The organism is Oceaniglobus roseus, assembly GCF_002869745.1.
In the GTDB taxonomy this organism is placed as follows: Bacteria; Pseudomonadota; Alphaproteobacteria; order Rhodobacterales; family Rhodobacteraceae; genus Oceaniglobus; species Oceaniglobus roseus.
In genome coordinates, this window is the sequence record NZ_PNOS01000019.1 from 24328 (window position 1) to 36135 (window position 11808).

Sequence of the window (11808 nt, forward strand, 5' to 3'; positions counted from 1 at the left end):
CCTTCAGCTCTCGATCACGAGGTCGATCAGCACCTGCTGGCCGCCTGCAAGGGCGGTCAGGGCCCGGTCGATGGCGGCGGGCAGGGCCTCCCCCGACCGGACCGTTTCGCCGATGCCGCCGTGCGCACGGCAGATCGCGGCATAATCGGGCGCGGGCGACAGGTCGGCCAGGAACATGCCGTCGGAAGCGGCCGCCGCCCCCTGCGGGTACATGGCGAGGGTCGAGTTGCGCACCGCGCCCCACCGCCGGTTGTTGAAGATCACCGACAGGATCGGCAGGCCGTGCGCGGCCGAGGCCCAATGGCAGGCGACCGGATTGTTGAACATGTAGGCGCCGTCGCCCAGCATCGCGACCACCGGGCGGTCACGCAGGCCCGCCCGCGCGTCGGCCGCGGCGATGCCCAGCGCGGCCCCCATGCCGAACCCCAGACCGCCCGCAGGCGTGAAGCCGTAGAACTGCCCTTCGCGGTCGAACGGGGCAAGGTCGGTGCGGAAGGAGTATTCGTTCACCACCACCGCCTCGCGCGGGAGGCGCTCGGCCAGGATGGCGCTGGCGGAGGCCGCGGTGAAACGGCCGCGGTCGATCGCGGCACGATCCATCCGCCGGGCGCGCAGAGCGGCCACCTGCGCGGTGCGGTCCGCCACCCGGCGGGCGCGGTCGCCGGCCGGCTCGCCAAGCGCGGCGCGAAGGGCGGAAAGGGCCGCGCGGGGCGACGCGACGATGGACTGCGCCGCGCCGAAACTGCGCAACGGATAGCGCGAGAACAGCGGATCGCGGTCGATCTCCCACATTTCCGCCGTCGGGCGCGGGGTGGTGACGGCCGGCACATAGGGCACGTCGCAGGCCAGCGACACGATCAGGTCCGCCGCGGGCAGCAGCGACTGGGGATCGAATCCGATGCACATGGGATGCTCGAACGGCAGGTTCACCGAACGCGGATTGAACTGCACGACGGGGATCGACCACGCCTCGACAAGATCGCTCAGCGCGGCGAGGGCACCGGGCTCGCGCCCGGAATTGCTCGTCACGATGACGGGAAGGCTTGCCGCGGCGATGCGCTCGGCCAGCCGGTCGATGGCGTCCGGATCCGGCCGCCCCTCGGCCAGCCGGGTCCGCTTGCGCCGGGGAAGATCGGGCGGCACCTCGCGCGCCAGCAGCTCGCGCGGCAGCGAGAGGTAGACGGGGCCGGGCGGCGGAGCCTCGGCGATGTCGAGGGCGCGGATCGCCACATCCCCGGCCTGCCCCGCGCTGCGCAATTCGTAGTCCCACTTCACCGCCTCGCGGATCATGCCGCCCTGGTCGAACATCTCCTGCGCCCAGTGGATGAAGCGCGTCCGCGTGCCATGCTCCCCCTCCTCGGTGAGCGGGGTCCGCCCCGCGCTCAGCACCAGGGGCACGCCGTCGCGCACCGCGTTCAGCGCGCCGCAGACCATGTTGGCCGTGCCGACGCTGACATGGACCATCGCGACCTGCGCCCGCCCGGTGCGCAGCGCATCGCCGTGCGCCATCGACACCGCGAGGTTCTCGTGCGGAACGGTATAGGGGCGGGGCAGCGCGCCGGACGATCCGGCCTTTTCGTATGCCTCGATCACCGAAGGGAAATCGGTGCCCGCGACGGCATAGAGCGCGTCGACCCCGCCTTCGGACAGGGTTCTGAGGTAGAGCTCGGCGGCGATTTCCGGCCGGGTCGTGGGACCGGGCCCCGCGGGTTGGGACATGGGCTTTCCTTTCTGATTTGTCCGTATCTTATGGCGCAGTCAGGAAGGATGGAAGCCGCCAAATCCTGCGCGGGCATTTTGCCGTACTCAAGAATTATCGTTCTGCGTCAATATCATGCACAAACCCGCACGGCGCCCGGAATATGGATTAATGCAGTGACAGCCGACCCGGTCCCGGGTAGTCTGAATACGCATACAAATCTGTGCGCGACAGGGATTCCAGGACAACGAAAGGACAGAGAGATGACGCTCTGCTATACCTCGAACAGACTGCTTGCGGGCGCGGTCGCCGTGGCGGGTTCGCTGCTGGCCACGACCGCCGGGGCCCAGACCCTCGGGCTTGGCACCACGCAGGGCGGCGCCACCGGCCAGATCGGCACGGCGCTGGCCCAGGTGATCTCGATGAACTCGGACCTCCAGGTGATCCCGCAGATCAGCGCGAACACCTCGCAGTACATTCCGCTGCTGGACCAGGGCAAGCTGGAGCTCGCGATCGCGAATTATCCGCAGACCTGGTACGCCGTGACCGGCACCGGCATGTCGACCGAGAAGGCCGAGAACCTCCGCCTCGTCGCGACGCTGATGCCCTTCCTCGCCGCGCTGGTGGCTCCGGAGGACTCGGGCATCAAGAGCTATGCCGACATCAAGGGGCACAAGGTGCCGCGGTATTCCGAGAACTCGCTGGGCGATTTCGTCATCCGCGCGGCGCTCGCGGCGGGTGACCTGACCTATGACGATGTCGAGTCGGTCCCGATCTCGAACTTCCCGCAGCAGTACGAGGCGTTCAAGGATGGCCGGATCGACGTCTCGATCGCCACGGTCGGTTCGCAGGCCAGCTTCGATCTCGAGGCTTCGGTCGGCGACATCCAGTTCCTCCCCGTCCCCGAAAGCCACCTGGAGCAGGCGAAGGAATTCCTGCCCGGCGCCTATCTCCAGCCGATCGCGGCGAACGACGACCTGCCCGGACTGGACGAGCCCACCACCGTCTTCGCCTACGACTACCTGCTGTTCGCCAACGCCTCGGTGCCGGACGGCGAGATTTCGCAGGTCGCCGGGGCCATCTACGAGGGGTCCGACTTCCTGATGAACTCAAGCCCGGTCTGGGCGGACTTCGTGAAGGAGGACATGGGAAAGAAGGCCGACATTCCCTATCACCCGGGCGCCATCGCCTACTACGAAGAGATCGGCATCCTGAATTAGGCGCCGCCCGCGAGGGGGGCGTGCCGCCTGGCGCGCCCCGCCTCCCCCGGTACAGCGCTCAGTCGCGCAGCGCGGCCATCTCCGCCCGCGCCGACCTGGTCCGCAGGACGTAGAGGACGACCACCGCGATCCCGAGGGCCGACACCCCGAACTCGAGCGCCGCGGGCCCGACCTGGCGCAGCGGCGCGATCATCGCGACGCCGAGGACCGCCGCCGCGATCCGCGACGGCATCGCCAGACGGTCGAGCGCATGGCCGATCAGCCCGGCCGACACCAGCACCAGCGCGGCCATGGAACTGACGAAGACATAGGCGATCTCGTACCACGGGCCGGACATCAGCAGACCGGGCTTGTAGATGAAGAGAAACGGCAGCAGGTAGGCGATCCAGCCGAAGCGGAAGGCCTGCATCGCGGTGCGGATCTGCGGCGCGCCGCTGATCGACGCCGCCGCGTAGGCCGCCAGGGCGATCGGCGGCGTGATCATCGACAGCATCCCGAAGTAGAAGACGAACATGTGGGCGGAGAGCGTGGGAATGCCGAGTTGCACCAGTGCGGGCGCGGCCAGCGTGGCGAGCAGCAGGTAGACGCCGGTCGTCGGCAGGCCCAGCCCCAGCACGATGCCGACGATAGCGGTCACGACCAGCAGGCCGAACAGGTTCTGTCCGCCGAACTGGATCAGGAACAGAGACAGCGAGAAGCCGAGACCGGTGGTCGCGAGCAGCCCGATGATCATCCCCGCGGCGGCACAGATCAAGAGCACGTCGCAGACCTGCCCGCCCGTCTTCGCGATGCCCGAGGCAAGCTCCTTCGGGCTGATCGCCGGGCCCGAGGAGACGCCCGCGAAGCGCAGCGCCCAGAAGCACAGGGCGACGGCGACGATCAGGCCGAGCGCCCAGATCGCCGCCACCTCGGCACGGGTGTTCCAGGCGAAGATGCTGCCCAGAAGCACGACGAAGGCGGCGAGCGGCAGCCACCCTTCGGCAATGACACGGCCAAGGGGGCGGTGCTCGATCCAGTCCGCGGCCCTGTGGTCGTCGCGCCGGGCGATGAAGTCGATCTGGACGTAGAGCGAGATATAGTAGATCGCCGCCGGCAGGATCGCCGCCAGGAGGATCGACTTGTAGGGCATCTGAAGAAGCTCGGCCATCAGGAAGGCGGCCGCGCCCATGACCGGCGGTGCAAGCTGCCCGCCGGTGGAGGCCACGGCCTCGATCGCGCCGGCCTGGTCCGCCCGGAACCCCGAGCGGCGCATCATCGGGATCGTCATCACGCCGGTCGACATGACGTTCGACACCGCCGAGCCCGAGATCGAGCCGAAGAGGCCCGAGGCGACGACGGCGATCTTCGCGGTGTTCCCGGGGCCGCGCCCGGCGAAGCGGGTCGCGATCTGGGTGAAGAACTCGCCGCCCCCGACGGCCAGGAGAACGCCGCCGAACAGGACGAAGATCACCACCACGAAGGCCGCGATCTGGAGGGCGGCCCCCCAGGTGCCGGCGCTGTCAGTGCCGATGAAGCGCATGACGTCGGCAAACTCCTGCCCCCTTCCCCGAAGCGGACCGGGAACGAGGTCGCCCCAGAGCGCATAGGCGAACATGGCGAGCGTGATGACGACGAGCGTCCAGCCGACGACCCGGCGCAGCCCCTCCAGCACCAGGAGCGTGACGACGATCCCGAGGACCAGCGCCTCGGTCGGGTGCAGGTGGCTGCCCTCCGTCAGCACCGGGAACCGGAGGAAGACGTAAAGCCCGAGGCAGAAGGAAAGGATGGCAAGCGCGCCGTCGAGGAGAAGCCGCGGGCCTTCCGCCGCGGCCGCGCCACGGCTGAAGGCGACGCAGAGCGCCGCGCCGAGCATGAGAGCCGCCACCTGTTCGGGATAGATCAGGAACCCAAGGCGCTGCGGGACGGCGAGAACCCAGAGCACCGCGACCAGCGGCACGAGAAAGGCCAGCACTGCGGAAGCGGCCTGAAACGGGCGGCGGACGTCGGCGTCTTTCATCGCGATCTCCGAGGTGGGAAACGGCCCGGCACAGGAGCCGGGGATCAGGTGCAGGACCCGGACCCGATCCGGATCCTGCGCGGGGTCATTCGCAGCTGTCGGCCGGGGCCTCGGCGAACTTGGTCCACTTGCCGTCCTTGATCTCGATGACATAGCCCGGAAGCTCGGCATCGTGACCCGCGAAGCAGATGTCGTCGGCGAGGATGCCCGAGAACCGCACGCCCTCCATGCCGTCGACCAGCGCCTGGCGCTCTTCCTGCAGCTTGTCGGGATCGCCGGTGGTGCCGGCCGCTTCCATCAGCTGCTTGACCAGATAGACGGTGTCATAGGCCTGCGCGTCCGAGTGGTGGGCGCCGAGCTTGTGGATGCCGCGCGCCTCGGCTTCGGCGACGAACTTGTCGTCGAAGGCCTGGCTGGCCTCGGTGCGGCCCTTCCAGAACCCCGCGACCAGCAGCGTTCCCTCGCCCTCGGGCCCGAACAGTTCCAGCACGTTCGGATCCGCGAAGATCTGCGAGCCGATCACGCGCCCCTTGTAGCCCTGGCGATGCAGCTCGGCGATCAGCTTCGACGCCTGCTCGGGCAACGCGGCCACGGCGACGAAATCGGGGTTCGACTGCACAATCTTGGCGACCTGCGCCGACATGTCGAAGCTCTTCCACTGCACCGGGATCGGATCGCCCACCTTCACGCCCGCTTCCTCGAGCAGCGCGGGATAGAGCTTGGTGCCCGCGCCGTTGGCCACCACCTCGTCCGAGACATAGACGATCTCGGCCGTCTCCATCGGCAGGCCCTTCTCCTTCATCGCGGCCAGCAGGCGGCCGAACTGCTTCCGCTCGTCCTCGGTGAGGCGCCAGCCATAGGTCTTGCCGTCGGTCAGGCCGGGCGCCGAGGAGGAGGTCGGCAGCATCAGCACCTTCAGCCGCTCGGCATCGTTCAGCGCCACGTTGGCCTCGCCCGAGGAAAAGGGCCCGACGATGGCCAGCACCTCGTCGTCCTGCACCAGCGTGCGCGCCGCCACGGCGGCCTGTTTCGGGTCCGAACCGGTGTCGTAGCGCTTCAGCTCGATCGGCTTGCCGTTGATGCCGCCGGCGTCGTTGATCTCCTGCACCGCGATGTCGACGGCGACGTTCGTCGGCTCGCCCACGGATTTCAGGAAGCCGGAGCTGACGGAGATGTGGCCGATCTTGATCGTGTCCTGTGCCAGGACGGGTGCCGTGGTGGCCAGTGCGGCCACCGCGGCGAGAAGGATGCGTTTTCCGGATTTCATTGAGGTACTCCCCGTTTGTGGTGTCATGCGCCCGAGGTTTCGGGCAGGGACTCGCCGCCGAGGTACGCCTCGGTCAGCTGGGTGTTGCTCGACAGGGCATCGGCGCTGTCCTCGAGGACGACCTTGCCAAGTTCCAGCACGTAGCCGCGGCTGGCGATTTCCAGCGCCATCGCGGTGTTCTGTTCGACCAGCAGGATGCCGATGCCGTCGTCGTTGAGTTCGCGCAGGAGGCCGAACAGCCGCTCGACGAACAGCGGCGAAAGCCCGAGCGAGGGCTCGTCCAGCATCACGAGGCGCGGCCGGGCCACCAGCGCGCGACCGATGGCAAGCATCTGCTGCTCGCCGCCCGAAAGCGAGCTGGCGCTAGCGTACTTGCGGCTGGCGAGGTTCGGGAACCGGTCATAGATCGCGTCGAAATCGGCCGCTTCACGCCCGTCGCGGCGCAGGTACGCCCCCATCAGCAGGTTCTCGTGCACGGTCATCGAGACGAAAATCTGCCGCCCCTCCGGCACCAGCACCATGCCCGAGGTGACGCGGGCGGCGGGGCTTTGCGCGGTCAGGTCGCGGCCGTCGAAGACGACCCGGCCCCCCGCGGGCCGCACGGCCCCGTGCAGCGCCCGCAGAAGCGATGTCTTGCCGGCGCCGTTCGCGCCGAGAACGGTGACGATCTCTCCGGCCCCGACCCGCAGGTCGACGCCCTTGACGGCCCGGGTCCGCCCGTAGACCACATCCAGTTCCGTGACCTCAAGCATGGACGCCCTCCCCTGCATGGCGGCTTCCCAGATAGGCTTCCAGCACCTGCGGGTCCTTCTGGACGTCGCGGGTGGAGCCGTCGTAGATCAGGCGGCCGAAGTTCAGCACGACGGCGCGGTCGCACAGGCTGCGCACCAGGCCCATGTCGTGCTCGACGATCAGGATCGTCGTACCGCCTTCCGAGATCTGCACGAGAAAGTCCCGCAGCGCCGCCGTCTCCGAGGGGTTGAGCCCTGCGGCCGGCTCGTCCAGCATCAGCAGCTTCGGCTGCGCGGCAAGCGCGCGCACGACCTCGATCTTCTTGCGGATGCCGTAGGGCAGCGTGGCGACGACCTCGCCCGGATAGGTGTCGATGTTCATGTCCGCCAGCAGCGCCTCGGCCTGCCGCCGCCAGCGCGAGCGTGCGCCGAGCGGAGAGAGCATCGCGCCAAGGCTGCCCGCCCGGCTCTGCTGGCCCAGCATCACGTTCTCGACCACCGAGAGGTGCGGCATCAGGCGGATGTTCTGGAAGCTGCGGGCCAGACCCAGCCCGATCCGCTTGCGCGACGGCAGGTCGGTGATGTCGCGCCCGTCGAAGATCACCCGGCCCCGGTCCGGCGCGTAGGTGCCGGACATCAGGTTGAAGATCGTCGTCTTCCCGGCGCCGTTCGGCCCGATCAGCGCCATCCGGGCGCCGCGCGGCACCTCGAAGCTCACGTCGTCGATGACCTGCACCGCGCCGAAGGCCTTGGACAGGTTTTCGAGCTTCAGGATCGGGCCGCTCATTCCGTCGCCTCCTTCATGCCCGGGGCGGTGCGGCGGCGGAAGCTCAGGCGCTCCACCATGGTGCGGGTGATCAGGCCCTCCGGCCGGATCGCCATGAAGGCGACGGCCAGCACGCCGAGGATGACGAAGCGCCAGCTTTCGTCGGGCCGCGATCCGTCGGGCACGCCGCCGAACAGGGTCACGACGACCTCCTTGGCGGCCGGCAGCACCTCGCGCAGGATTTCGGGCAGCAGGGTGAAGAAGGCGGCGCCGACCAGCGGCCCCCAGGCTGTCTGCGTCCCGCCCAGCAGGACGTAGAGCAGCACGTAGATTGACACCATCGCGTTGAACCCCTGCGCCTCGATGTAGCCGAAGTTGTGGGCGTAGAAGGCCCCCGACAGCCCGGCCAGCGCGGCGCCGACGCCGAAGGCCGCGACCTTCACGTTGCGGATCGACACGCCCATGAGGTCCGACACGTCCTCGTCGTCGTGGATCGCCCGCATCGTCAGCCCGAAGCGCGTCGTCATCAGGTAGAAGACCAGCAGCGCCACCACGACGGCGCCGATCATCGGCACCTGCCACTCGACATAGCCCGGCACCGACATCCCCATGGCGCCGCCCAGGGCATCGGTGTTCAGGATCAGCCCGGCGACGACCTCGGCGAAGGCAAAGGTCGCAAGGACAAGGTACACCCCCCGCGTGCGCAGGATCGGAAAGGCCAGCGCCACGCCGACCAGCCCCGCGACCACCGCACCGGCCAGCAAGGTCAGCGCCACGGGCAGGCCGAGGTTCGCCGAGAGCCAGCCGGCTGCATAGGCCCCGACCGCCTGGAACCCGGCGCCGCCGAGGTTCAGCTGGCCCGATGCCACGGCAAGGAAGATGCCGTAGGCGAAGATGACGTTGATCGACAGGATCGCGATGATCCCGGCAAGATAGCCGCTCATGTCACAGTTTCCCCTTGCCGATGGAATGGTGGCCCAGGATGCCCTTGGGATAGAGGATCAGCACCACGAGGAGCGCGCCCCAGACGACGATCTGCACCGTGTCGGCCCCGAAGAAGTGGACCGTCATCATCTCCAGCAGCCCGACGCAGAGCCCGCCGAGGACCGCGCCCCAGATCGAGCCGAGACCCCCGATCACCATGCCGGCGATGGCCTTCGACCCGATGTCCTCGCCCATCATCGGGGCGACCTCGCCGTAGTTGACGGCGAACAGCGCCCCGGCCAGCCCGCAGAGAAGCCCGGTCAGCATGAACACGACCGGCACGATGCGCTTCGTGTCGATGCCGAGGATGTTGGCGGCATCGGGATTTTCGGCGATGGCGCGCAGGCCGCGCCCGATGCGCGAGCGCTTCATCATCTGAACGAGGGCGAAAACGATCAGCACGGTGATCAGAAGACTGACGAGTTGGGGGATCCGGACGAGGATCCCGCCGACATCCAGCGTCATGTTCGCGTCGGGCCCCGGGAAACGCCGCGCCTCCGTGCCATAGGCGATCCGGACGAGGTTCTCGACGATCAGCAGGAAGCCGAGCGAGCTGACCAGGGGAATCGCGTGTTCCGTGCTGTCGCCGTACTTCGTCTTGAGATAGCGGAAGGTGAACCTCTCCACGATCAGCGAGACCGCGATCGCGGCGGCGATGCCGATGGCCAGCGCCAGCGCCCAGTGCAGCGGACCGGACAGGCCGAACGGAAGCCCCCAGTAGCTCAGCGCCCAGCCGACCATCCCGGCCAGCATGAACAGCGTCGGAATGGTGAAGTTCAGGAAGTTGAGAATGCCGATGGTCAGCGTGAAGGCGACGGCGACCGTGACATAGACGCTGCCGAGCATCAGCGCGTTCACGAGTTGCTGCAGGAAAAGCATCATTCACGACCCCGAATATTGTGTACAAACTCGGCACCAAGTGCATGGCAATGCATCCGGACCTCAGCCAATGGGCATGAGCGAGTCGCCTGCACCCGACCATGAAAAACACCGGCTACCCCACTGTAACGATCTGATATAACTGCCATATTCCCCTGCCCGACCTGATTTTTTGGCTTGATGTTTCTTCTGACCTGGTGTTGATTTGTCCAAACCTTTTGTACACATTGAAAAGGTCAAATCGACCTGTCAAGCACGGATAAGGAGGCAAGGCCCAGGATGAGCAAGAAATCCGAGCGCGTGCTCATTGTAGGAGCAGGCCCTGTCGGACTCGTCGCGGCGGCGAGTCTCGCGGATGCGGGGATCCCGGTGACGATCCTGGAACGCAGCGCCGAACTGCCCCAGGACCTGCGGGCCTCGACGTTCCATCCGCCGACGCTCGACATGCTCGACCGCTTCGGGATCTCCGCAAAGCTCGTCCAGCGCGGACTGGTCTGCCCCACCTGGCAGTTCCGCGACCGGAGCGAGGGGGTGGTGGCGCATTTCGACCTCTCGCTGCTGAAGGGCGAGACGAATCACCCCTACCGGCTCCAGTGCGAGCAGTGGAAGCTGACCGAGGCGATGCGCGAACGCTTCGAGGCGAAGGGCGGCGTGGACCTGATCTATGGCGTGACCGGCCAGAGCGTCACGCAGGACGACGACGGCGTGACGCTGCACTACACCGATGCCGACGGCGCCGAGCAGCAGATCACCGGCCGCTATCTCATCGCCTGCGACGGCGCGCATTCACGGATCCGCCGTTCGCTCGACATCGAGTTCGAGGGCCTGACGATCCCCGAGATCTTCCTGTCGATGTCCACCCATTTCGACTTTGCCGAGGCGATCCCGGACCTTGCTCCGATCGCCTATCTGACCGATCCCGAGGAATGGGCCGTGCTGCTGCGCACGCCGTCGCTGTGGCGCGTCCTGCTGCCCACCGATCCCGCCATGTCGGAGGACGAGATCAAGGCGCCCGCCGTGATGGAGGCCCGCCTGCAGAAGCTCTGCCCGAAGGACGGGCCCTATGACGTCGTGCACGCCACCGCCTACCGGGTGCACCAGCGCGTCGCCAAGGAATACGTCAAGGGCCGCGTCTTCCTTGCGGGCGACAGCGCGCACCTGAACAATCCGCTGGGCGGCATGGGCATGAACGGCGGCATCCACGACGCGATCAACCTGGCCGAAAAGCTGGTGCCGGTCTGGCGGGGCGAGGCTTCGGCCGACAGCTTCGGGCGGTACGAGCGTCAGCGGCGCCAGGTCTGCATCGCCACGGTGCAGGAACAATCCATGCGCAATCGCAAGATGATGGCCGAGAACGATCCGGCCGCGCGCAAGGCATACCACGACGAGCTGCGCGCCATCGTCGCCGATCCGGTCCGCCACAAGGACTACCTCATGCGCTCCTCGATGCTCCAGTCCCTGAGGGACCTCGAGACGGTCGCCTGAGCCACTGAACGAAAGGAACAGACCCATGACCGACACGCTTGGCTACCGCATGAAGTTCGGCGTCATCGCGCCGTCCACCAACACATCTGTCCAGCCGGAGTTCGACGACATGCGCCCGGCCGGCGTCACCAACCACTTCTCGCGGATCCTGATCCCCGACATGCCGGTGAACTCGGACGAGGATTTCAATAACCTCGTCCTCGGGATCCGGGAAGCGACCATGGACGCGATCGACGCGGTCAAGACCTGCTCGCCCGGCGCGCTGGTCATGGGCATGTCGGCCGAGACGTTCTGGGACGGGAAAGAGCGCGCCGACAAGCTGCAGGCCGAGATCATCGAGCGGGCGGGGATGCCGGTCGCCATGGGCTCGGACGCCTGCATGAACGCGCTGAAATGCTTCGGCGACATCAAGCGGATCGCCGTCATCACCCCCTACATGCCGGTCGGCGACCGGCAGGTGGAACGCTATTTCACCGACTGCGGCTACGAGGTGGTGCAGGTGAAGGGGCTGAAGAGCAGAAGCCCCATGCTGATCGCCCACGAGACCGAACAGACCCTGCGCGACGCGATCATCGAGGTGAACGATCCCTCGGTCGAGGCGATCATCCAGGCGGGCACCAACCTCGCCTGCGCCCGCGTGGCGATGATGGCGGAGTTCTGGCTCGACAAGCCGGTGCTGGCGATCAACACGGCGACCTACTGGCACGCGCTGCGGATGAACGGGATCGAGGACAAGGTGCAGGGCTTCGGCACGCTCCTGTCCCATCACTGAGGCGCGGCC

Annotated in this window: 9 protein-coding genes and 1 pseudogene; 3 read left to right on the plus strand and 7 right to left on the minus strand. The window is 67.5% G+C overall.

From position 1 onward, the window contains the following. Positions 1–3: 3 nt before the first annotated feature. Positions 4–1719: a thiamine pyrophosphate-requiring protein gene (locus tag A7B20_RS11010; protein WP_102108633.1), complete on the minus strand. Its 1716-nt coding sequence runs from the start codon at positions 1717–1719 to the stop codon at positions 4–6. Between the two features lie 243 nt (positions 1720–1962). Here A7B20_RS11010 and A7B20_RS11015 point away from each other — a divergent pair, with 243 nt between their 5' ends. Continuing rightward, entirely contained in the window at positions 1963–2919 is a 957-nt protein-coding gene (locus A7B20_RS11015; protein WP_157937657.1) for a TAXI family TRAP transporter solute-binding subunit, read from the plus strand. Between the two features lie 58 nt (positions 2920–2977). On the opposite strand, the gene A7B20_RS11020 is transcribed toward A7B20_RS11015, so the two are convergent. The 6 genes and pseudogenes from A7B20_RS11020 to A7B20_RS11045 all read right to left on the minus strand — a co-directional run bounded on the left by A7B20_RS11020 (position 2978) and on the right by A7B20_RS11045 (position 9545). Continuing rightward, on the minus strand, positions 2978–4915 hold the full coding sequence (locus A7B20_RS11020; RefSeq protein ID WP_157937658.1) for a TRAP transporter permease: 1938 nt from the start codon (positions 4913–4915) through the stop codon (positions 2978–2980). Between the two features lie 85 nt (positions 4916–5000). Next, positions 5001–6182: an ABC transporter substrate-binding protein gene (locus A7B20_RS11025; RefSeq protein WP_157937659.1), complete on the minus strand. Its 1182-nt coding sequence runs from the start codon at positions 6180–6182 to the stop codon at positions 5001–5003. 329 nt (positions 6183–6511) lie between these two features. After that, positions 6512–6952 (minus strand): annotated as a pseudogene (locus tag A7B20_RS21795) (ABC transporter ATP-binding protein); the annotation flags it as partial. After that, complete coding sequence (locus A7B20_RS11035; protein ID WP_102108638.1) at positions 6927–7700, minus strand: ABC transporter ATP-binding protein; 774 nt, start codon at positions 7698–7700, stop codon at positions 6927–6929. The pseudogene A7B20_RS21795 and the gene A7B20_RS11035, both read right to left, overlap by 26 nt. Next, a complete protein-coding gene (locus A7B20_RS11040) occupies positions 7697–8623 on the minus strand; it encodes a branched-chain amino acid ABC transporter permease (RefSeq protein WP_102108639.1) in 927 nt (308 codons plus the stop codon). The genes A7B20_RS11035 and A7B20_RS11040 overlap by 4 nt, the downstream gene beginning before the upstream one ends. A 1-nt stretch (position 8624) precedes the next feature. Continuing rightward, positions 8625–9545, minus strand: coding sequence for a branched-chain amino acid ABC transporter permease (locus A7B20_RS11045; RefSeq protein WP_245866817.1), 921 nt, complete (start codon positions 9543–9545; stop codon positions 8625–8627). A 243-nt stretch (positions 9546–9788) separates the two neighbouring features. On the opposite strand from A7B20_RS11045, the gene A7B20_RS11050 reads away from it, so the two are divergent. Both A7B20_RS11050 and A7B20_RS11055 read left to right on the plus strand, forming a co-directional pair. Beyond that, complete coding sequence (locus A7B20_RS11050) at positions 9789–11027, plus strand: FAD-dependent oxidoreductase (protein WP_342747256.1); 1239 nt, start codon at positions 9789–9791, stop codon at positions 11025–11027. Positions 11028–11052: 25 nt separating this feature from the next. Further along, a complete protein-coding gene (locus A7B20_RS11055; protein WP_102108641.1) occupies positions 11053–11799 on the plus strand; it encodes a maleate cis-trans isomerase family protein in 747 nt (248 codons plus the stop codon). Positions 11800–11808: the final 9 nt, after the last annotated feature.